This is a genomic window from Collinsella sp. MSK.8.10, assembly GCF_019041915.1.
Taxonomy (GTDB): domain Bacteria; phylum Actinomycetota; class Coriobacteriia; order Coriobacteriales; family Coriobacteriaceae; genus Collinsella.
Genome location: NZ_JAHPYF010000003.1, coordinates 54,723 through 75,592, shown reverse-complemented (window position 1 = coordinate 75,592; position 20,870 = coordinate 54,723). Strand labels below are relative to the sequence as shown.

Genomic DNA, 20,870 nt, shown 5'->3' with positions numbered 1-20,870 from the left:
GCGTGATGCGAATACGATCGGTCGACAGTGAGTCCCTCACGCCTGTTTTTGCGCTCTAGGTGATTGGAAGGCCTCCGGTTTCGACCGGGGGCCTTTTTCTATCTCGAGCCCGATCGCATTCGCATCACGCGCCTCCGCTTTTCTCTTGCACCCCCATTCCGAAAGGATTTTCACCATGTCTCAGAACACCACCGCCGCCCAGCCCCGCACCGTCCAGACCGCCGACCGCGGCAAACTCGACGTCCGTGCTCTCGTCCTGCTCGCCATCCTGCTCGCTGCCGGCTTCATCCTCAACTTCACCGTCGGCAAGGCCATCTCGGGCATCTCGGGCGGCATGATCAGCCCCGAGTTCATCATCTCGGCCTTCTGCCTCACCATCCTGGTCGTTCGCCCCAACATCGGCCAGGCGCTCGTCATTGGCCTCATCTCGGCTGCCGTAATCCAGATCACCACCGCTTCGCCGTTCGTCGATTTTGCCGCTGAGGGCATCGCCGCCATGCTCATGGCCGGCATCGTCAACGCCGCCGGCAAGAACGGTCAGGTCAAGCCCGCGATCGCCATTGTCGCAACCTTCCTGACCACCTTTGTCTCCGGCGTCATCTTCATGGTCATCAAGATGGCCATGCTCGGCGTGGTCGGCGAGCTCGCCGCCGCCATGTTGCCCGTCGTCGCCATGACCGCCGTCTTTAACGCCATTCTGGTCGGCGCCCTCTACTTGCCCATCCAGAAGGCCCTTAGGCTCAACTAACCCACAGTGCCCCATCGGTAAAGACTGTCCCAAACAACGAGCTCTTGGGGACGTTCTTAAACGACTGGTCATTTAAGAACGTCCCCAATGACTATGAAAGGTATCCATGGAAACGATCATCAACGTCGACGATGTCTCGTTCTCCTATGGCACGCAGACCGAGCAGGCGCTCAGCCACATCTCGCTCAGCGTGAACAAGGGAGATTTCATCGGCATCATCGGGCCCTCGGGCGCCGGCAAGTCCACGCTTGCCGCCTGCCTGTCGGGTGCCGTGCCCCACCACTACACCGGCACGTTCTTTGGGTCCGTCATGGTTGACGGCCACGACACCTGCGAGGTCTCGCTGACCGACGTGTCGCAAATCGTCGGCAGTGTGCTGCAGGATATCGACACGCAGATGGTCGCCTCGGTCGTCGAGGACGAGATGCTCTTTGGCCTCGAGAACTTTGGCGTTCCCCACGACCAGATCGAGCGGCGCGTGAGCGAAACGCTCGAGACCGTCGGCATCAGCGACCTGCGCGACCGCGAGATCGCCACCCTCTCGGGCGGACAGAAGCAAAAGGTAGCCATCGCCGCCATCCTCGCCATGCGTCCGCGCGTCTTGGTTCTCGACGAGCCCACCGCGGCACTCGACCCCGCTAGCTCCACGTTGGTCTTCGAGACGCTGCGTGAGGCAAACCGCGCACTTGGAATCACCATCGTCGTCGTTGAGCAAAAGGTCGCCCTGCTCTCGGAGTACTGCAACCGCGTGCTCGTGCTCAACCATGGCGAAATCGCGCTGCAGGGCGAGCCACACGAGGTCTTCGCGCATACCGACGAGCTCCGTGCCATCGGCGTCGACTGCCCTCGCGTCACGCGTATCTTCAATAGCCTCGAGGCCGATGGCCTGGTAAGCGGCACCCCCTGCTTGGATGTCGATGAGGCCGAGCGCCTGATTTCGGGCATCGTCGACCCCGCACACGCGGCTATCGAAGCCCAGGCGCCCGCCGGTTCCCCGCATGCACCGTCGTTGCGTCCTCATGCCAAGGACGCCGAACCCGTACTCACCTTCGACCATGTTGAGTTTGCCTATCCCAATGGCGGAGCCGCCGTACGCGACCTTAGCCTGACGCTCTATCCTGGCGAGCTCGTGGGCATCGTCGGCCAAAACGGCGCCGGCAAGACCACGCTCACCAAACTGCTCATAGGCCTGCTTAAGCCCGCCTCGGGCAGCGTGCGCGTCACGGGACTGGATACCGCAGCCGTTCCCACGAGCCGCATCGCTCGCGAGGTCGCGACCCTCTTCCAAAACCCCGACCGCCAGATCTGCAAGGACACCGTGCTCGACGAGGTCGCCTTTGGCCTGGAGCTTGGCGGCATGGACCGTGCCGAGGCTCTGCGTCGTGCCCAACTCGTCATCGACCGCTTTGGCCTGCCTGCCGATGAGGCGCCGTTCTCGCTTTCGCGTGGCCAGCGACAAATGGTGGCGCTTGCCTCCGTCGTAGTGGTTGAGCCCAAGATCGTCGTACTCGATGAGCCCACGAGCGGCCTTGATTACCGCGAGTGCATGACCGTCATGGAAACGGTGCGCACCATGGCCGAGCGCGGTTGCGCCGTTATCATGGTCTGCCACGATATGGAAGTCGTCTCGGATTTTGCCGAGCGCATTGTGGTGATGGCCGACGGTCGCATCCTCGACCGCGGCCGCACGCACGAGCTATTCTCGAACATCGAACTCATGCAGCATGCCTACGTGGAGCCTCCCCAGGTTATTGAACTCTCGCGCCGTCTGGCATCTTCCGTCTCGCCCGCTTTTGCGCAGGTGAGCGAGGTCACCGATGTCGTTCGAATTACCAAGGAGATGGTCCACCGTGGTTAACGTCATCGACTACATGCCGGGCGATACGCTGCTGCATCGCCTGAACCCCGTCGTCAAACTGGGCCTCGCCGCTGCCATCATCGTCGGCATCTTCTTGTCCGACACCTACGTAGCGCTGCTGGGCTTTTTGGCACTCACCCTTGCACTGGGTGCCTATGCCGGCGTCGTCGACCGTCTGTTCTCGCTGCTCAAGTTGCTGATTCCGCTCGCGCTTATCATGCTGGTGCTCCAGCTGGCCTTTATGCGCGATGGCAACGTGGTGTGGGGTTTTATCACCGACACGGGCCTCATCACAGGATCGAAGGCCTGCCTGCGCCTGCTGGGTGTGGCGTTACCACTCATCCTCATGCTCATGGTGACCAAGCTCAACGACCTTGCCAACGCCTGCGTCGAGGTGCTGCACGTGCCGTATCGCTATGCCTTCACCTTTACCACGGCGCTGCGCTTTGTGCCGGTGTTTGGTCAGGAGATGAATGCCATCATGGAGGCGCAGACCGCACGCGGCGTCGAGTACGACACCAAGAACCCCATCAAGAAGCTTAAGCTCATGTTGCCACTGTGCGTGCCGCTGCTCATCTCAAGCGTGGGCAAGACCGATGCCACAGCCTTGGCGGCAGAACAGCGCGGCTTCTATCTGCGTACGCGCGCCAGCTCGTACAAGCGCTACCCCATCAAGGGCCTGGACATCGCCGTGCTCATCGTCAGCATCGCCCTCATCGCCATCGGCTTCCTGTTCTAGTTCACCACCGACAGCAACCGCCCAACGCAAAAGGCCTCGGCTCGCACCAAACGAGCCGAGGCCTTTACTGTTTCACCAGATAAAACCTACCAAAATTAACCTGTCCCTTTTTGGCGGGTCGGAAGCTAGAGGCGGTAGGGGGCGCCGCTGCGGATGATGGATTCGCGCACCAGGACATCCATGGCGTCGAGGGTGATCTCGGGCATCTCTCGGTACTTTTGCAGCACCGAGAGCTCGGTGCAGGCCAGAATGACGCGGTCGCAGCCGCTACGGGCGAACTCCCACATCACGCGGTCGAACTTATCCATATCGGGCTCACGTCCGGCCTTCACATCATCGTAGATAAGCGACATCACATCGTTCTGACGTTTCTCGCTGGGATAGACGACCTCAACACCCGCAGCCTTACATTCGCGGCCGTAGACGCCCGCGCCCACGGTTCCGTCGGTGCCCATGATGCCAATCTTGTGCACCGGCTCGGCCGGCATACTCAGGTTGGGGTCGAACTCGCACTCCCCCATCACCGCACCGGCCAGAGCATAGCGCACCGACTCACGCGGCATGTGGATAATCGGCACCTTCGTAAACGACTGGATCTGATCGTAGAAGTAGTGTGACGTGTTGCAGGGAATGGCAATGTGCGCGCAGCCCAGCGACTCGAGTGCCTGGGCACACTCTTTCATGGTCGCCAGCAGCTTGGCATGCTCGCCGGTCTTAATGGCCAACGTGCGGTCGGGCATGGTCGACTTGGAGAGCACCACCATGTCGATATGTTCCTGATCGCAGGCAGCAGCCGTGTGGCGCACCACCTGGTCGTAGTAATACGACGTGGCCTCGGCGCCCATGCCGCCGATAACTCCCAGCTTTTCCATCGCCGCCTCCTTGGTGACGCTTGCGCAATTGCGCGTATCATACCCGCGCCCGCCCGATGCAAACCGGACGGGCGCCGCGCTCATCTACTTGTAATACGTCTTGAACAGCTTGAAGTGGCGCAGCTTGGTGTGCCACATGCGCAGCCAGCGGTTAAAGACAAAGTCGCCCTTCATAAACGAAGGGTCGGCGCCCTTGCCTTCCTTGTCCAGGCGATGCACCTTAGCGCGCAGCTCGGGATCCTTGACGTACTGGTCGACGACGCCCATGGGGACGACCATCCACAGGGCCTCGTCCTGAGCCGTCACAAACTCCGGCTCAAACGGGCGGTTGAACACATACTCGTCCACCACATACTTGGCAACGTTAAAGCCACTGTTAGTGACATAGTAGTTGCTGCGGCCCTGGCGCGTGTTGAAATCGAAGAACTTAAACGAGCCGTCGCGCTCGTCGTACTTAACGTCAAAGTTGGAATAGCCCACAAAGTGAAGGTCCTCGAGCAACTTGCGCACGCCGCCCATGAGCTCGTCGTTGGGCTCGGTGATGATACAGGCATGGTTGCCGACACCGTGGGGCTGATGCTCCTCGAGCAGCACATGGCCCAGGCACATCATGCGCACCTTGCCGTTGCGGTCGGAATAGCTGGTGAGCACGCGCATGTACTCATCGTTGCCGGGCACGCGGTCCTGCAAGATCAGATCGTCGGTGTAGCCGCTGGCATACGAATCGCGAATGACCTGTTCCAGCTCGGCGCGGTCGGCAATCTCATAGGCCTTCTTCTGGCCCTCGAACTCGTGCTGCCACCACATGATGCCGTCAGAAGGCTTCAGAATCATCGGGTAAGGAAAATCGATCTGGTCGAGCACTTCGGCAGGCGCCTCACCCTGGGCATTGAGCATCGCCTTGGTAAAGGTAAACGTGTGCGGATAGGGCACGCCATGCTTCTCGCACAGCTCGTAGAAGATCTCCTTCTTCTGGCACTGCTCGAGCATGCTGTAGGGCGCGTAGGGAGCGACGATGTTATCCGCCAACTCATGAGCATCCTTGGCCTGAGCCACGAGAGCGACATAGTTGTCGCCACAGCCCACAAGGACAATCGTCTTGTCGGCATGCGCTTGGGCAATGCCGTTGACGGTTTTGAGCATCACGGGCATGGTGTCGATATCCACGTTGGGCGTGTAGTCGATAATCTGGCTGCGGTACGCGGGACCCGTCTGATACTTGCCAAAGACCAGACTCTTGACCTGGTACTCCTCGTAGAAGGCGCGCGCCACCGAATAGGCGTTGATGTCGCCACCGAGCAGCACGGGAATGAACTCACGCTCTGTAAATTGCAATGCCATGGAAACTTCCTATCATGAACTGCCCACACAACGGGCGGTCTTTGCGCAACTGATTTATTCTAGCGTGCCAAGCCGCCGGCACCCAAAGCTCCACCGTATCTATGGCAATCGACGTAATCGTCCAGCACGAAGACGGCGCTCACCGTTGTATGACAATGGGCAATGAACCTACCATTATTGTAGGATTCAACATGTTGCCCGCCCCGTCGAAAGGTGCACCGTGCCCCAGGCTCATCCGATCAACAACCCCATCATTGACGCCACCAAGCGCGAACTTGCGGATCGTGCCCAGACGGCAGCTCCCCTACGCACTGCAAACGCTGCTTACAACGGGCCTGCCCGTATCGTCTCAATCAACACGTCGGAGCACAAAGGCACTCGCAAGTCGCCCGTCGCCGACGGGCACGACACCGTTATAGAGCAATTTGGCCTCGCTACCGATGCGCACGCCGGGCATTGGCACCGCCAGGTTTCCTTTTTAGCTGCAGAGTCTATCCAGACGGCGCAGGCGCGCGGGCTCGATGTGCACGAGGGCGACTTTGGCGAGAACTTCACAACCCAGGGCATCAACCTGCTCTCGCTCCCCCTGGGAACGCAGCTCAAGATTGGCAACGATGTCCTGGTCGAAATCAGTCAGATCGGCAAGGTCTGCCACACCCGCTGTGCCATCTACTATCTCGCTGGCGACTGCATCTTTCCCCACGAGGGCGTTTTTGGCGTGGTACCAAAGGGCGGAGAGGTCCATATCGGCGACGACATCCAGGTGGTCAAGCTCGGCGACGGCACTTGCTCGTTCACCCCTGCCGAGGCCCTCGAAGAGATTGAGCAGGCTCGTCAGAAAGGCACGCTGTAGTTGTAAAACCCCACGTTGAGATAGCTTTTACAGCCCAGAACTCCTCTCAAACAGGGCGCCGTAACGTTAAAGTTGAACTCTATGGTTTCTCAACAATTCATCATAACTGCAGGTCAAAGCCAAAGTCTCAAGTTCAACTTGACCCTTTGGAACCTTTAAGGTTCAAGTTGAGGTCGAAAGCAGTAGTAGAATACCGTTCGAACCATAACCTACGATTGATTGCAGAGGGACTGGATGCAGCATTCGAATCATCGCACCGCAGCGCTCATTGCGTCGAAGCCGGCTCGTATCATCACGAGCGCCGCGCTCGCCGTTGCGCTGACGGCCACGCCGATGCTCTCCCCCGTTGCGGCGTATGCCGCCTCGCAGGCAACGCAGGACCAGCTTTCCGCAGCCCAGCAGAAGATCGAAGCCGCCACGAGCGTCTACAACGACGCCCGCACCAAACTCGATGACCTGCAAAAGCAGATTGACTCCAATGAGGCGAGCATCGAGGAAATCGAGGCTAAGCTTCCCGAGCAGCAGGCCAAGGCAAGCTCTGCCATGCGCGATCTGTACAAGTATCAGAAGGGCACCAATCCCATCGTGAGCTTCCTGGTCAATGCGCAGAGCCTGGGTGAGTTCATCACGACCTGCAAATACACCAACCAGATCACGAGCTCGAGCGTCGACGAGATCGAACAGCTCAATAACATGCAAACCGAACTCGAGCAGAACAAGGCCGAGCTCCAGCAGGCCAAGTCTCAGCTTGAGGCGGAGCAGAAAAACGCCGAGGATGCGCTGGCGCAGGCCCAGCAGCTTCGCAGCGAGGCACAGGCAAAAGCCGAGCAGGAAAATGCCGCCGAGCTTGCCAAGCTTGAGGCCGATAAGGCCGCTGCCGCCGAGAAGCTCTCGGGCGAGGGCGTAAGCGGCAGCAATTCCAGCAGCCAGGCCACCAACACCAACACCACCATCGACACCACGGTGAACAACTCCAATACCGGTAGCTCCGATTACGATTCGTTCATTAATGAGTGGACGAGCCGTATCGACAATTATCTCGCCGGCTCCCCCATGGCAGGCCAGGGCTATAACTTTGCCGTCGCCGCTTGGAATACCGGTGTCGACCCCCGTTGGTCCCCCGCCATCGCCTGCATCGAGAGCACCAAGGGTGCTTATTGCGCCAATTCTTACAACGCCTGGGGCTGGAGTGCACGTGGCGGCGGTTGGCGCAGCTTTGGCAGCTGGAGCGAGGGCATCTCCGCTCACGTTGCCTATCTGGGCGCCAACTACGGCTCCACCCTTACCCCGGCAGCTGCCAAAAAGTACTGCCCGCCCACGTGGCAGGACTGGTACAACAAAGTCGCCGCTCAGATGAACCGCATCTAAGTGCAACTGCAAAGGGCCCCAATGGGGCCCTTTTCTTTTAGGTAGCGGAGGTATCGACAACGCCGGTCGCATTGGCAACCGCGACTATGACGATCATGCATAGGAGCAGCACACCCAATGCCTTGAGCCAGAGTTTCGCGAGTTTCTTGCCGCGATAGCTGTCGAGCAGTGCGAATCGCCGACGAAGACGGCGCTTATCGAGCAGCGCAAAATGCATAAGCACCATAAGGCCATCGACAAAGAAAAAATACTCGATTATGAGAAGCCACGTCGGGTAGCTTTGGTTTGCTCCGGTGGGGTGAAAGACGGCAAAGTGACTTCCGGCAAAGAACACAAGCAGCGAGAAGCAGACGAGCGTATTCCAAATGCGCCCCAGAGACTCCGGAACACGAGAGAGCAGACCGCATGCAGCGGAGGTGGCAGGCCTAGGAAGCTCTGCGGGGTTTCGGAGCCCTTGGGGCGTCAACCCCGTCTCCAAGGCCGGAGTATGGACAAGCGCAGGCGCAGGAGGCCGCACGGGGTGAATCAGGTCGTATGCCGCGCGCGTCGCCCGTCCCAACGCTTCCGCACTCGCAAAACGCTTGGCCGGGTCGAGCGCCATCGACATGCAGATGACATCGGCCAGTGGAGTGGGAATGCCACGCGCCTCGCATTGCTCGCGCATGTCAAGCCCTGGTTTAGGGTCGACTCCCGTCAAGCAGAAGAACAACAGGGCGCCGAGTGCGTAGACGTCGCTTCGCACACTCGTCTGCCCAAACCCATACTGCTCGGGCGGCGCATAGGGCCGTGTCCCAAACTTGACGGTATCGGTATCGGCGCCATCGCGCCATACGCGCGCGATCCCCAAGTCGATAATCACCAGCGATGAAAACGTCAGGCCGTCATCAGGCGTATAGTTGGCACCTGTCACGATGATATTCGACGGCTTGAGGTCGCGATGGATCACCGGCGCCGACGTCTCCCCCGCCATTGCAAAACCGGCGTGGAGCCCGCCCACGGCATCGCATAGGGCAGGATACAATTCACGCGCATAATCGGGGGTGGCTCCCAGACGGTACACCAGCGCCCTGAGCGTCTCCCCTTCGATGTATTCCATAACCACGTTGAGCTCGTCGCCCACACGACGACAATCGACGATTCTGGGCAGGTGCTCAAAACGCCTGCCTGCCCGCTGAGCGGCAAACAAACGCCCGTATGCCCCGCCGATTTGAGCCGAAGCATCGATGCGTTTACGGACAAAGGGGCCGAGCGAACCACCGCCGGTTCCTTCAAAGTACACAAGCTCGGTTGTTTCAACGGGCGAGCGCTTAAGTACACGCTCCACGCGATAGCTATCGTCACGATCGAGCGACGCCAGGTGCTCGGCAAGCGCTGCGGTCAACTCATCATCGGAATATGTTGGGGTCTGAGTATCCATAGCCTCCATCATAGCGCAGGGCGCAGACACCCCATGGCATCCGCGCCCCGTTCGTTTGCATCGCTGTTCGACAGCTCCGCCGGCTCAGATATCAGCCGCTAACTCACCGTCTCCTCGCCAAAGCGATACAGCTCCTCGTTGACCTTTTGGAGGCTGCACCCGCGATCGATGCAAAAGATGATAATCGCATCGCGGCGGTCCTTGCAGTTAAGAACGCTTACCCCGGCAGCCGTCAGCGCACGGTTGGTCTCTTTGAGCGTCAGCGCCATCGCAAAGGCAATCTGCAGCACCTTATTGCGACTCGGATGACGCGCACCGGTAAAGATCTGATAGCCAAAGGTCTCATTGAGATCGGCCATACGAACCACGCGCGAGCGCTCCAAGCCCTTTTCCTGCAGCAGCTGCTTCAGGTAGTCCGAAAGCGACGGGGCGGCAAAGTCGTGTTCTTTGATATAGCCATCGATGTTTGGCGCGTCGAGAAGCTCATTGAGCAACTCGTCAGTCAGCTTTTTATCGGGCATACGACCTCACCTCCCCCTGTGCATGCAACATGCTAGAAACCGCTCACATCCGAGCGCTCCCAACTGACGACCTGATCGGGAGACACCGTACCCAGCGCCTCGAACTTCCAGGAGCCGCCCGCCTTCAGATGATTGGTGTTTGCAAGAGCCGTTCCAACCTGGTTGCCATCGGCATCGTACAGAACATATTCAATCTGAATGTAGCTCTTTTCCTTGTCCGTGTTATTGGTCAGCGTGCCCGTGATCTTATAGGTAAACTGATTGGAAGTGTCTTCAGCCTCGTCAGCAATGGTATACGGTTCTTGCGGTTCTTTTCGCTCCTCAGCCTGCTGTGTCGTCTCGGCAGGTTTTGCCGAATCGCTCGCAGACGAATCGGTTAAGTTGTCGCCCATAGAGCCCACGGCACCGACAATAACCAGCACCACGATGATGCCTAGGACAATCTTGCCGATCGGCTTCTTTCCCTCTTTTGCCATTATTCATCCTTCCTACGATCCGGCTACCGTGCCGGCACACAGCACATCGTAGGAAGGATTGAACTTGAATTCATTAGCTGAGAGCTAAGGTTGCGGTAAACGACCAATGCAGTTATCCAAACGCCGAGCAAACGCACTTTGCGCGACCGTCTGCCAGCAGTGATCAACCCACCGTGACGGATTCCCCGGTAAAAGCACTGATCATCAACAGGACAAAGAAAACAAGGTAGCTGACACTCAGCAGGTACGCAATGATCAGAAAGACGACCCAGCCGACATTGGTTTTACCGTCGGCACGGCGTTGCTCGCGATTGCGGCAGAGCCAAATCGTCACGCCGATGGCAGTGATAAACAGCACGAGCGCCGCCGCGGCAAGCCCAGCAAGCGCAAACATCACGCCAATGCTCACAGCAATAACCGGAAGCAGCAGCAGGCCGCACCCGCACCCACCAGGACTATACACGGCAGTCTGTCGGCGCCTCATCATCACTCCAAGTCAAGCAATCGTTTGTAGACATCGAGGCCTTTGAGCAGGATTTCCTCGTCGAAGAGCATGCTATCGGTATGCAGAGCGCTTGTGGCATAGGCGGGGCAGCCATCCGAATCACTCGGGTTGTCTTGGTCCTCTGGCATACCCGTGCCCAGCAGGAAAAACACGCCCGGCAGATGGCGCTGATAGAACGCGAAATCCTCGGCGATCAGCAGCGGCTCGTCCACAAGTTGCAGCTCGGGCAAGGCAGGCGCAATGTGGGCAAACAACTCGGGGTCGTTATCGACTGGCGGATAGCCCTCGGCAAAGTCGAGATCGTACGTACAGCCCGTTGCGGTGCACGCCTCGTCGAGCGCACGGCGTACGCCCTCGCGCGCACGGTCGAACATGGCGTCCGTAAACACACGCAAGCTACCGGCAACATGGGCCTCCCCCGCCACCGCATTGCAGACGGTGCCTGCCTGCAGCAGGCCGAACTTGCCAATGCAGGGCTCATCGGCACCCAACTCGTCCATGAGCTCGCGCTCGGAAACTAAGAACTTGGCCGCTGCCAGCGCGGCATCGCGCGATTCCTCGACTGGAACGCCGTAGGTCTTGGCGATATGGATACTCGTTCCATGGATATGAATGTGCGTCTCGCTTGAGCGCGCCAGCAGCGGACCGGGGCAGCTCGCCAACGTGCCGGCGGGCAGATCGGGCCACACATGAAAGCCAAAAATGCGGTCGGCCCCATAGCGCTCGAACACACCACTCTCGCATACCGTCTTGGCACCACCGGTCGTTTCCTCGGCCGGCTGGAACACAAAGAGAACGTTGCGCCTAATGGCGCCCGGCTGTTCGCGAATCGTACGGTCAACATACGTCGCGGCGGCAAGCGCCATGGCCATGTGTCCGTCATGTCCGCAAGCGTGCATCTTGCCGGGATGGGTTGAGGCAAAGGCCGCTCCCGTCGCCTCCGCGATGGGCAGCGCATCCATATCGGCGCGAATCGCCGTGGCATGCGCGGCATCAACACCGGCGTCGAAGAAAGCACAGACGCAGCTGGGGCACGGATGGGTCACCTCGCAAGCGAGCGGTGCCAGCACGCCCTCGATATAGGCAATGGTTTGCGGAAGATCGAAATCGAGCTCCGGAATGCGATGGAGATCGCGGCGATAGCGACGGAGTTCTTGGAGCTCGGTCATAGAGGATCCCTTCGTGAGGCACATCTGTTGCAACTTATTGTGATACAGGATTGTGGCGCACATGTTTCCAGCATATCCCTGCATTTTTTAAACGTTATATACGAATACTCTTGTTTGGTAAAGTGCAACGTGATAGGGTCTTTACCACTTGATAGAGGCGCGGGCACGAAGAGCCGCGGGCGAGCCGGCAGGCTTTGACCCCGTGGGGAGGCGAAACCCGCCGAACTGGGTTTTTCGGGCACGAACAACCTGGTGGGCCTGTGGGAAACACCCACAGGACTGTCTGCAGCAATGCGGGAGCGCTATCCGGACATTGGGTCCACGCTATGCGGATTCGATGCGCAGATGGCGCCGTCTGGATAGCGAGGTTTACGGGACATGGTATTGACCCCCAACGAGGCATATGCGGCCAAGCAGCCGTTTGTGGACAAGGAGACACTCGAGCATATCGTCGAGCAGTTCCCCACGCCGTTTCATCTATACGACGAGGCGGGCATCCGCCGCAACATGCAAGAAGTGCGCGACGCCTTTGCATGGAACCCGGGCTTTAAGGAATACTTTGCCGTCAAGGCCAACCCCAACCCGGCGCTCATCTCCATTCTCAACGAATACGGCTGCGGCTGCGACTGCTCGAGCTATACCGAGCTCATGATCGCCCGCTCGCTGGGTATCACGGGACACGACATCATGTTCTCGTCCAACGATACGCCGGCTGCCGACTTTGAGCTCGCCGACAAGCTGGGTGCCATCGTCAACTTTGACGACATCAGCCACATCGAGTTCTTTGAGCGTGTTGCGGGACCCATCCCCAAAACGGTCGGCTGCCGCTTTAATCCAGGCGGCCTGTTCCAGCTCTCCAACGGCATCATGGACAACCCAGGCGACTCCAAATATGGCATGACCACCGAGCAGCTCTTCGAGGCCTTCCGCATGCTCAAAGCCAAGGGCGCCGAGGACTTTGGCATCCACGCATTCCTTGCCAGCAACACCGTCACCAACGACTACTACCCCGAGCTCGCGCATATCCTCTTTGAGCTTGCCGTACGCCTGGAGCGCGAGACCGGCGCACACGTCGCCTTCATCAATCTGTCCGGCGGCGTCGGCATCCCCTACCTGCCCGAGCAGCAGGCCAACGACATTCGCGCCATCGGCGAGGGAGTACACGCGGCATACGACGAGATCCTGGTTCCCGCCGGCATGGGCGATGTGGCCATCTGCACTGAGATGGGCCGCTTTATGATGGGCCCCTACGGCTGTCTGGTCACCAAGGCTATCCACGAGAAGCAGATCTACAAGGACTATATCGGTGTCGATGCAAGCGCCGTCGATTTGATTCGCCCTGCCATGTATGGCGCCTACCACCACATTACGGTGATGGGTCAGCCGGGCGGCGCCGACAAGGCCACGGCGCCCGTCACGAACACCTATGACATCACGGGCAATCTGTGCGAGAACAACGATAAGTTCGCCATCGACCGCGAGCTGCCGCATATCGACATGGGTGACCTGCTTGTAATCCACGATACCGGTGCGCATGGCTACTCCATGGGCTACAACTACAACGGACGTCTGCGCTCCGCCGAGGTCCTGCTGCGCCCCGATGGCGCGGCCGACCTCATCCGCCGCGCCGAGCGCCCGGGCGATTACTTTTCCACGCTCGACGTGCTGCCGTGCGGCCGAGAGCTGCTGGCCAAGTCGCGCGCCGAAAGCGCCCGCCGTCGCGCCCAAGACGAGCGCCTGGCAGTCGCAGCTCAATGGAACAAACGCATCCAGATCGCGGAGGCGAAGGAGAAGAACATGGACATCCGCAATCTCGAGGGCTCAATCGTCGCCCTGGTTACGCCGTTTAAAAAGGACGGCAGTGTCGACTTTGACGCGCTCGAGCGCCTTATCGATTTCCACTTGCAAAATGGCACCGACGCCATTCTCACCCTGGGCACCACCGGCGAGAGCGCCACGATGACCGATGACGAGGACAACTCCGTCGTCGCCGCCGTGGTCAAGCATGTTGCAGGACGCGTCCCCGTCATCGCCGGCTCAGGCTCCAACTCCACGCAGACCATGCTCACCAAGTCGCTTACTTACCAGGGCTTGGGAGCCGACGGCCTGCTGCTCATTACCCCCTACTACAACAAGTCCAACGAAGAGGGTATCTATCAGCACTTTAAGACCGTCGCCGATGCCGTTGACATCCCCTGCATCCTGTACAACATCCCCGGCCGCTGCGGCTGCGGTATCAGCGAGCGCAACGTAGAGCGCCTAGCCGCGCACCCCAACATCATGGGCATCAAGGAGGCCTCGGGCAACGTCGCCTACGCGGCCAGGATCGCCCACCTGCTGTCCGACGATTTCCGCATGTACTCGGGCGAGGATGCACTCACAGTGCCGCTCATGAGCCTGGGCGCTTCGGGCACCATCAGCGTGTGGGCCGACGTGCAGCCGCAGCTTGTACACGACATGTGCCGCGCTTATCTGGACGGCGACGTAGCGCGCGCCCGCGATATCCAGATTGCCGGCCAGCCGCTCATCAACGCCCTCTTTAGCGAGGTCAACCCCATCCCCGTCAAGGAAGCGCTCGCCCAGATGGGCATGATCGAGGCAAACTACCGTATGCCGCTGTGCCCCATGGCAGACGACACGCGAGCCGCACTTACCGATGCTCTGAAGGGAGCTGGTCTACTTGATTAAGACCGTCATTATGGGAACGGGCCGCATGGGCTCGCTCATCCGCACTACCGCCGAAGGCATTGTCGACGCCGCCGGGCAGCCCGTTTTTGATATCGTGGCCCAGATTGGCTTCGATTTGAGCGAGCTCGAGAACGCACCGGCTGCCGACGTCATCATCGACTTCTCGAACGTCGCGACCTTCGACGCCGTCGTCGCCTATGTCGAGCGCACGGGCGCGGCGTTGGTCTCAGGCACCACAGGCTACACCCCCGAGCAGATGGACCGCCTGCGTGAACTGGGCCAGAACACCCGCGTTATGCACTCGGGCAATTACTCCATCGGTATCGCAGCCCTGCGCCATCTGGTAGCGCAGGCTACACGCGAGCTGCCCGGCTTTGACTGCGAAATCGTCGAGACGCACCACAACCAAAAGGTCGACGCCCCCAGCGGCACTGCCAAGCTACTGCTCGACGCCGTCGTCGAAGCCGAGCCCGAGGCAGGCTACCACCCCGTCTATGGCCGCGAGGGCATGTGCGGAGCACGCGATCCCAAGGAAATCGGTATGCACTCGCTGCGCGGCGGCACCGTCGCCGGCGTGCACGAGGTGAGCTTCTTTGGCCAGGACGAGGAGGTCACGCTCACCCACCGCGCCACGAGCCGTCAGATCTTTGTCAACGGCGCCTTGGCAGCCGCGCAGAAGCTCGTCACCCGCGAACCCGGCTTCTATACGTTCGACAAGGTCATGTTTGCCTAACCAGGTATCAACCGAATCCACCCAAAGGAGAGATAGCAAATGAGCAACGCAGCCGAGATGGATGCACAGGAGATTATCAACTACATCGCCACCGCGCCCAAAAAGACGCCCGTCAAGCTGTACGTGCGCGAGAAGCCGGGCATGAAGGTTGCCTGGGGCGACGCACATGTCTACGGCGGCCGTCGCGGCAAGACCGTCTTTGGCGACTGGGACGAGCTCAAGACCATCCTGGACGCCAATGCCGATTCCATCGATTACTACGACGTTGAAAACGATTGCCGCAACTCCGCCGTGCCCATGCTCGACCTTAAGGGCATCAACGCCCGCATCGAGCCGGGCGCGATCATCCGCGACCGCGTCGAGATTGGCGACCGTGCCGTCATCATGATGGGCGCCATCATCAACATCGGCTCCGTTATCGGCGAGGGTTCCATGATCGATATGGGCGCCGTGCTGGGCGGTCGCGCCACCGTGGGCAAGAACTGCCACATCGGCGCCGGCACCGTGCTGGCAGGCGTTGTGGAGCCCGCCAGCGCCACGCCCGTCATCATCGAGGACGATGTCATGATCGGCGCAAACGCCGTGGTCCTGGAAGGCGTGCACGTGGGCAAGGGTGCTGTAGTTGCCGCCGGCGCCGTGTGCGTCGAGGACGTCCCCGCCGGCGCCGTCGTGGCCGGTGTCCCCGCCCGCGCCATCAAGATGCGCGACGAGAAGACCGACAGCAAGACCGGTCTCGAGGAAGGCTTACGCCGGCTCTAGAGGCGTGTCAACCTGCAAGGAAATGCAGTTCTAAGCAAAAAGGCCGAAGCTCCATTGGGGCTTCGGCCTTTGTTTTTCTGCAGCGTCCAAGCGCAGTTTATCGATTCTCAATTGACCCGATGTTCTTGAGCTCGATGGAGATGAGGCCGTTGGGCTCGTTGACAAACTCGATGTACTCAGAGTTCGAACCCATCTCGGCCGGGAAGCTGATCTCGATGCCCGTGTCGGTACGGATCTTGTGGTTGCGCACCGCCGCGCGTTCGACCTGCTTGCGCTCCACGGGCACACGCTCAGGCACCTTCTCCTCAGTCAGTGCCGCGCGCACGCTCTCCTTGATAACCGGCTCGTCCTCAAAGACCTCATCGACGATATCCCAAGGGGGCAGTTCCTCGTCATCCTCAACTTTCTCGGCAACAGCAGCCTTAACCTTGGCGAGTGCTACAGCCGTGTTGGCACCGTGCTCCTCGGCGACTTCCTCGACCACACGCGTCACGGTGTCGATGACCTCCTTGCCCGATACCCCCGTGTCGCACTGCAGCAGGCCATCGGGAATGAGCATGCGATCCTCGCCGGCAATCTTGCGCTTCTTATCCACATAGCCGATCTCCATGGTGCTTGCACGCACGATTGCATAGCTCGGCACCTTTTGCGAGGGATTCGGCAGAATGGCGTAGTGGCGCGCAATGTCGTTGCGCACCTCGCCCTCTTCGCGACCCACCTCGTGCATAAAAGCCTGCTTGGAGCCCAGCAGCATCACGGCAAACCAGCGGGCATCCTCATCGTCATCAAAGTCCGCCACAAGCACGTCAGTGGACTCGGCTTTCTCGGCCTTGGTAAGTTCGGAAGAGATGAACTCCGCAATCTGCTGAGACAGATCCACGAACTCACGCTCACCAAAGAAATAGCCCTTGAGCTCGCCGCCGAATGCGGAGTTCTCGGCAAACGTGGCACGCTTGTTATCAGCCGAGGTACGAGCGCGCCGCAGGTGCGTGGTTACGAAATTACGCACGGTACGACTTTCGATATCGAGCTCGCGCTGGCTCATGACGTTGACGGCAGAGTCAAAGTCCAGGATATGCAGAATCGCGTGATTGATTTTCATATACGGCATTCCGTTCTAGATCGATCTCGGCACGAACCAGTATAGCGGTCGATCCCGCCCCAGGCGCATCGAAGATTGGTGCATCGGGGACAGGTTGCTTTGCACCAATGGTTAGCGCAGGAGCTCGGACTGCCAAGCCTCGAGCTGTTCTGCCAAGCTCTTGCCGGCAGCGGGCATGTCGATCTGGGGACGTTTGGGCAGAAGCGCACACTTAAGAATCGCAACGATAGTCTGCGAGACAAAGCGTCGCGTATCCTTGTCAAAGCCTTGCGCAGCCTGGAGCATCACGGGCAGGCTCTCGCGCAGATTCCCAGCGATATCCGCAAACCGCTCAGCACCCGTAGCCTCAAGCACGGAGAACAACGCATCTACAAAACGCTCGCGCTCGTTAGGCGACACCGCAAGCAGCATCTCGCGAATGGAGCCATCAACGTATCGAGCACCGGCGGACAGGCGCTCACAGTACACGAAGTCGCGACCATCAACCACCCAGCTAAAGGGATTATGCTGAAGCAGGCTGAACTCGGTGCTCTCAACGATGGCATAGTCCTCCTGTGTCTCGAACATCATGCCAAAGATCGACGACCGAGGTAGCGTCTTGTCGATTCGACCGGATAGATCGGCGAAGGCGTTGCCGCTCAGAAACTCCTCGACGAAGCCCGGACCATCATGGGAATACGCCCGTTCGATTCGCTCACGGGCGACATCGGGGCACATCGCCGCACCGTACACCGCAAGGTTTCCACCCTTGGAATGACCTCCGCACAAAAGCGGCCCGTCAATCGCATCCGCCGCCTCGTCTACATAACGCGCCGCGGATTCCTGGGCCGGCACAGGACACCGGAACGCCATGTTAAAGTCCTCTTTCCAGCCCACAATCGTGCTGTCGGTCCCCCGGAAGGCAAGATAGCTAAACCCCGCCGGAAATCGGAACGTCATGGCCGCAAACTGCTCCGTTGTCTCGGCATCACTCACGCTACGATAGCCGCAAACACGAACGCCACGGTAGCGAGGGCTTGCTGCCACAGCCTCCAACAGGGCACGACTCCCCTCCGGATCCCACAGGTCGCCAATCATGTCTTGGTAGCACTCGGCGCGCAGCAGCTCGCGTACGTCTAGGCCCTGCCAGTTCGTCAGCTCCGCCATATCACCCGGCAAACGCAAATAGGACAACCACGCAAAGACCAGGCTGTCCACCGCGCAGAACGGCCGCTCCTCAAACGGATCAAACGCCGTCTGAGCATAGGTCAAAAAATTAGGCGAATCCGACATGGCCCTCCCATCAACTATGGTGCATTGGGATGGTGCATTGGGGTCAGGTTACTTTGCACCAAAAAGGCGCCCGGACCGTGTGGGCCCGGACGCCTTCATTGTAGCTTTTCGCTCTAGCGAGCTTGATTTAGCAGGAGAAATCGACGCTGTCGATGATGTCCTTGAGGGCCTTGGCGGAGACGGTGAGCTCATGCTGCTCGTCGTCGTTCAGCGGCACGGGGACGCGGCAGACAACGCCGTCGCGGCCAACGACGGTCGGCATGGAGATGGCAAGATCGGACAGGCCATACTCGCCCACCATGAGCGAAGAGACGGGCAGAACGGTCTGCTCATCGCGCATGACGGCGGTGCAGATGCGCTTGACGGCCATAGCGACGCCATAGTAGGTGGCGTGCTTCTTCTCGATGATGGTGTAGGCGGAGTTCTTGACGTCCTCGGCGATGCGCTTCTCGGCAGCCTCATGCTCCAAGTGGCCGTGAAGCTCACAGAAAGTGTTCAGCGGAACGCCGGCAACCTGAGCGCTGGACCAAGCGACAAACTCGGAGTCGCCGTGCTCGCCCATGACATAGGCCTGGACATCGCGCGGGTCAACCTCGACGTGGGCACCAAGCATCTGCTGCAGGCGGCCGGTGTCGAGCACGGTACCGGAACCGATGACGTGGCCCTCGGGCAGGCCGGACATCTTGATGGCGGCGTAGGTCAGAACATCGACCGGGTTGGAGACGATTAACAGAATGCCGTCGAAGCCGGACTTCTTAATCTCGGGAATAATGGACTTGAAGATGCTGACGTTCTTGTTGACCAGGTCCAGGCGGGTCTCACCGGGCTTCTGGGCAGCGCCAGCAGTGACGACGATCATGGCGGCGTCGGCGACATCGGAATAATCGCCGGCGTAGATCTTCATCGGCTCGGCAAACGTCATGCCGTGCGCGATATCCAGGGCCTCACCCTCGGCACGGTTCTTGTCCACGTCGATGAGGACCATCTCGGAGAACAGACCACTCTGCATCAGTGCGAACGCCGAAGACGAACCGACGAAACCGCAGCCGACAATAGCGACCTTCTTCTCGTTAACCATTAGAAACTCCCATCTCTCTCCACAAACAAGCCGCCCGGGAACGACCCGAGCGGCTTGTCGTAATCCCAATACATCCAATCGGGACTTTGATTATGCCCCTATTCGCAGCCAAAAATCGACCGTTTACCGAAATTGTTTGCAGAATTCGTAAAATAACTGCACGAAATCGGTTTCGAGCTATTGACGGGTCGAAATAGGTTTCTAATACAGGCCAGCCTCGCGAATGGCCTCGACAGCCAAAGCGATCTGATCGGGCGGCAAGACCAGTGCCATACGCACGTGCCCCTCGCCCGAAGGGCCAAAGCTCGCGCCCGGCGTCACCACAACGCCGGCCTTCTCCATAAGCTCCTCGCAAAACGCCATGGAATCGGTGCGACCACCGGGAAGCTTGGCCCACACAAACATAGAGCCATGCGCGTTGGGACGCTCCCAGCCCAGGCCCTCAAGACCGTCGCACAGGGCATCGCGGCGTTCCTGGTACTTCAGACGCTGCGCCTCGACCTCATCGCGCGGACCGTTCAGGCAGGCGATAGCAGCCTTCTGGATCGGGAAGAACATACCAAAGTCGATCTGGCCGCGCAGCTTGGCAAAGGCAGAGACCACGTCCTCGCGGCCGACCAAAAAGCCGATACGCGCACCGGTGACGTTAAACGACTTGGAGAGCGAGAAGAACTCCACGCCCACCTCGAGCGCGCCGGGATACTGCAAGAAGCTGCCACCCGGCTCACCGTCAAACACGATGTCGGAGTATGCGTTGTCATGGACGATGAGAAGGTCGTGCTCGCGGGCGAAAGCGATGATCTCCTCATAGACCTCGGGCGTGCCCACCGAGCCCACCGGGTTAGCGGGCAGCGACACGATCATATACTTGGCGCGATCGGCCACCTCGGGATCGATGCCCGCCACATAGGGCAGGTAATTATGCTCGGCGACCAGCGGATAGTACTCGAGCTTGGCATCGGCGATCTTGGCACCCGCCTCAAAGACCGGGTAGCACGGATCGGGAACCAGAATGGTGTCGCCCGGATCGAGCAGGGCCAGGCCCAAATGACCCACGCCCTCCTGCGTGCCGTTGCACGACTGCACCATGGACGGCGTAATGCCCGAAACGCCAAAGCGGCGCTCATAGTAATCGCACACGGCTTGCTTGAGTTCGGGCAGGTCGCGCAGGGCATACTTCCACATCTCGGGATCTTGGGCTGCCTGCGTGAGCGCCTCGACCACATGGTCGTACGGCTTAAAGTCGGGCGTGCCCACGCTCATGTTGTAAATGGTCTTGCCCTGAGCCTTCAGCGCGAGAAGCTTGTTGTTGAGCGAGGCGAAGACCTCCGCGCCAAAGCGGTCGAGACGCTGCGATGCCTGCATGGTGCC

19 protein-coding genes and 1 riboswitch are annotated in these 20,870 nt (G+C 59.8%); of the genes, 8 read left to right on the top strand and 11 right to left on the bottom strand.

Annotated features, from left to right (window positions below; all coding sequences use genetic code 11):
• Nucleotides 1-175 precede the first annotated feature (175 nt).
• The 3 genes from KTF55_RS04710 (at nt 176) to KTF55_RS04700 (ending at nt 3,345) form a co-directional block, all read left to right on the top strand.
• Nucleotides 176-748 (top strand): hypothetical protein, encoded by a 573-nt coding sequence (locus KTF55_RS04710; RefSeq protein ID WP_117759028.1) that lies wholly within the window; start codon nt 176-178, stop codon nt 746-748.
• Nucleotides 749-854: 106 nt separating this feature from the next.
• Nucleotides 855-2,606: an ABC transporter ATP-binding protein gene (locus KTF55_RS04705; protein WP_117759030.1), complete on the top strand. Its 1,752-nt coding sequence runs from the start codon at nt 855-857 to the stop codon at nt 2,604-2,606.
• Nucleotides 2,599-3,345 carry an energy-coupling factor transporter transmembrane protein EcfT gene (locus tag KTF55_RS04700; RefSeq protein WP_022094111.1) on the top strand — a complete coding sequence of 249 codons (747 nt, stop codon included), beginning with the start codon at nt 2,599-2,601 and terminating at the stop codon, nt 3,343-3,345. Before KTF55_RS04705 ends, KTF55_RS04700 begins: the two co-directional genes overlap by 8 nt.
• 125 nt (nt 3,346-3,470) lie before the next feature.
• Here KTF55_RS04700 and KTF55_RS04695 read toward each other — a convergent pair whose 3' ends face one another.
• Complete coding sequence (locus tag KTF55_RS04695; protein WP_040358337.1) at nt 3,471-4,217, bottom strand: aspartate/glutamate racemase family protein; 747 nt, start codon at nt 4,215-4,217, stop codon at nt 3,471-3,473.
• Between the two features lie 84 nt (nt 4,218-4,301).
• Complete coding sequence (locus KTF55_RS04690; protein ID WP_217107744.1) at nt 4,302-5,558, bottom strand: ATP-grasp domain-containing protein; 1,257 nt, start codon at nt 5,556-5,558, stop codon at nt 4,302-4,304.
• Between the two features lie 220 nt (nt 5,559-5,778).
• On the opposite strand from KTF55_RS04690, the gene KTF55_RS04685 reads away from it, so the two are divergent.
• Together KTF55_RS04685 and KTF55_RS04680 are read left to right on the top strand one after the other, a co-directional pair.
• On the top strand, nt 5,779-6,411 hold the full coding sequence (locus tag KTF55_RS04685) for an MOSC domain-containing protein (RefSeq protein WP_217107743.1): 633 nt from the start codon (nt 5,779-5,781) through the stop codon (nt 6,409-6,411).
• Nucleotides 6,412-6,645: 234 nt separating this feature from the next.
• Nucleotides 6,646-7,779 carry a glucosaminidase domain-containing protein gene (locus KTF55_RS04680; protein ID WP_217107742.1) on the top strand — a complete coding sequence of 378 codons (1,134 nt, stop codon included), beginning with the start codon at nt 6,646-6,648 and terminating at the stop codon, nt 7,777-7,779.
• Between the two features lie 37 nt (nt 7,780-7,816).
• On the opposite strand, the gene KTF55_RS04675 is transcribed toward KTF55_RS04680, so the two are convergent.
• The 5 genes from KTF55_RS04675 to KTF55_RS04655 all read right to left on the bottom strand — a co-directional run bounded on the left by KTF55_RS04675 (nt 7,817) and on the right by KTF55_RS04655 (nt 11,867).
• Nucleotides 7,817-9,196, bottom strand: coding sequence for a protein kinase (locus tag KTF55_RS04675; RefSeq protein ID WP_217107741.1), 1,380 nt, complete (start codon nt 9,194-9,196; stop codon nt 7,817-7,819).
• Nucleotides 9,197-9,294: 98 nt separating this feature from the next.
• Nucleotides 9,295-9,717, bottom strand: coding sequence for an XRE family transcriptional regulator (locus tag KTF55_RS04670; RefSeq protein ID WP_217107740.1), 423 nt, complete (start codon nt 9,715-9,717; stop codon nt 9,295-9,297).
• Between the two features lie 32 nt (nt 9,718-9,749).
• Nucleotides 9,750-10,193 carry an FxLYD domain-containing protein gene (locus KTF55_RS04665; protein ID WP_217107739.1) on the bottom strand — a complete coding sequence of 148 codons (444 nt, stop codon included), beginning with the start codon at nt 10,191-10,193 and terminating at the stop codon, nt 9,750-9,752.
• Nucleotides 10,194-10,356: 163 nt separating this feature from the next.
• Nucleotides 10,357-10,677 carry a hypothetical protein gene (locus KTF55_RS04660; RefSeq protein WP_217107738.1) on the bottom strand — a complete coding sequence of 107 codons (321 nt, stop codon included), beginning with the start codon at nt 10,675-10,677 and terminating at the stop codon, nt 10,357-10,359.
• A gap of 2 nt (nt 10,678-10,679) precedes the next feature.
• A complete protein-coding gene (locus KTF55_RS04655; protein WP_226790569.1) occupies nt 10,680-11,867 on the bottom strand; it encodes an N-acetyldiaminopimelate deacetylase in 1,188 nt (395 codons plus the stop codon).
• Nucleotides 11,868-12,011: 144 nt separating this feature from the next.
• Nucleotides 12,012-12,180, top strand: a riboswitch (Lysine riboswitch).
• A 65-nt stretch (nt 12,181-12,245) separates the two neighbouring features.
• Here KTF55_RS04655 and dapA point away from each other — a divergent pair.
• Genes dapA through dapD form a run of 3 tightly spaced genes read left to right on the top strand, consistent with a single transcriptional unit; the run spans nt 12,246 to nt 16,047 of the window.
• Nucleotides 12,246-14,555 (top strand): 4-hydroxy-tetrahydrodipicolinate synthase, encoded by a 2,310-nt coding sequence (dapA, locus tag KTF55_RS09960; protein ID WP_226790571.1) that lies wholly within the window; start codon nt 12,246-12,248, stop codon nt 14,553-14,555.
• Entirely contained in the window at nt 14,548-15,288 is a 741-nt protein-coding gene (gene dapB / locus KTF55_RS04640) for a 4-hydroxy-tetrahydrodipicolinate reductase (protein WP_172544914.1), read from the top strand. Before dapA ends, dapB begins: the two co-directional genes overlap by 8 nt.
• A gap of 39 nt (nt 15,289-15,327) precedes the next feature.
• Nucleotides 15,328-16,047, top strand: a complete 720-nt coding sequence (dapD, locus tag KTF55_RS04635; RefSeq protein WP_217107736.1) for a 2,3,4,5-tetrahydropyridine-2,6-dicarboxylate N-acetyltransferase — start codon at nt 15,328-15,330, stop codon at nt 16,045-16,047.
• A gap of 97 nt (nt 16,048-16,144) precedes the next feature.
• Here dapD and KTF55_RS04630 read toward each other — a convergent pair whose 3' ends face one another.
• The 4 genes from KTF55_RS04630 to KTF55_RS04615 form a co-directional block, all read right to left on the bottom strand.
• A complete protein-coding gene (locus tag KTF55_RS04630) occupies nt 16,145-17,149 on the bottom strand; it encodes a nucleoid-associated protein (RefSeq protein WP_022094136.1) in 1,005 nt (334 codons plus the stop codon).
• A gap of 111 nt (nt 17,150-17,260) precedes the next feature.
• Nucleotides 17,261-18,421, bottom strand: a complete 1,161-nt coding sequence (locus KTF55_RS04625) for a DUF2974 domain-containing protein (RefSeq protein ID WP_006234342.1) — start codon at nt 18,419-18,421, stop codon at nt 17,261-17,263.
• Between the two features lie 127 nt (nt 18,422-18,548).
• A complete protein-coding gene (locus tag KTF55_RS04620) occupies nt 18,549-19,499 on the bottom strand; it encodes an L-lactate dehydrogenase (protein ID WP_022094138.1) in 951 nt (316 codons plus the stop codon).
• Nucleotides 19,500-19,700: 201 nt separating this feature from the next.
• Complete coding sequence (locus KTF55_RS04615; protein ID WP_006234344.1) at nt 19,701-20,864, bottom strand: pyridoxal phosphate-dependent aminotransferase; 1,164 nt, start codon at nt 20,862-20,864, stop codon at nt 19,701-19,703.
• Nucleotides 20,865-20,870: the final 6 nt, after the last annotated feature.

What these genes read in the sequence shown, in the direction of transcription:
- KTF55_RS04710 (WP_117759028.1), top strand. Translation starts at nt 176, where the DNA reads ATGTCTCAGAACACCACCGCCGCCCAGCCCCGCACCGTCCAGACCGCC.
- KTF55_RS04705 (WP_117759030.1), top strand. Translation starts at nt 855, where the DNA reads ATGGAAACGATCATCAACGTCGACGATGTCTCGTTCTCCTATGGCACG.
- KTF55_RS04695 (WP_040358337.1), bottom strand. Translation starts at nt 4,217, where the DNA reads ATGGAAAAGCTGGGAGTTATCGGCGGCATGGGCGCCGAGGCCACGTCG.
- KTF55_RS04690 (WP_217107744.1), bottom strand. Translation starts at nt 5,558, where the DNA reads ATGGCATTGCAATTTACAGAGCGTGAGTTCATTCCCGTGCTGCTCGGT.
- KTF55_RS04680 (WP_217107742.1), top strand. Translation starts at nt 6,646, where the DNA reads ATGCAGCATTCGAATCATCGCACCGCAGCGCTCATTGCGTCGAAGCCG.
- KTF55_RS04675 (WP_217107741.1), bottom strand. Translation starts at nt 9,196, where the DNA reads ATGGATACTCAGACCCCAACATATTCCGATGATGAGTTGACCGCAGCG.
- KTF55_RS04670 (WP_217107740.1), bottom strand. Translation starts at nt 9,717, where the DNA reads ATGCCCGATAAAAAGCTGACTGACGAGTTGCTCAATGAGCTTCTCGAC.
- KTF55_RS04665 (WP_217107739.1), bottom strand. Translation starts at nt 10,193, where the DNA reads ATGGCAAAAGAGGGAAAGAAGCCGATCGGCAAGATTGTCCTAGGCATC.
- KTF55_RS04660 (WP_217107738.1), bottom strand. Translation starts at nt 10,677, where the DNA reads ATGAGGCGCCGACAGACTGCCGTGTATAGTCCTGGTGGGTGCGGGTGC.
- KTF55_RS04655 (WP_226790569.1), bottom strand. Translation starts at nt 11,867, where the DNA reads ATGACCGAGCTCCAAGAACTCCGTCGCTATCGCCGCGATCTCCATCGC.
- dapA (WP_226790571.1), top strand. Translation starts at nt 12,246, where the DNA reads ATGGTATTGACCCCCAACGAGGCATATGCGGCCAAGCAGCCGTTTGTG.
- dapD (WP_217107736.1), top strand. Translation starts at nt 15,328, where the DNA reads ATGAGCAACGCAGCCGAGATGGATGCACAGGAGATTATCAACTACATC.
- KTF55_RS04630 (WP_022094136.1), bottom strand. Translation starts at nt 17,149, where the DNA reads ATGAAAATCAATCACGCGATTCTGCATATCCTGGACTTTGACTCTGCC.
- KTF55_RS04625 (WP_006234342.1), bottom strand. Translation starts at nt 18,421, where the DNA reads ATGTCGGATTCGCCTAATTTTTTGACCTATGCTCAGACGGCGTTTGAT.
- KTF55_RS04620 (WP_022094138.1), bottom strand. Translation starts at nt 19,499, where the DNA reads ATGGTTAACGAGAAGAAGGTCGCTATTGTCGGCTGCGGTTTCGTCGGT.
- KTF55_RS04615 (WP_006234344.1), bottom strand. Translation starts at nt 20,864, where the DNA reads ATGCAGGCATCGCAGCGTCTCGACCGCTTTGGCGCGGAGGTCTTCGCC.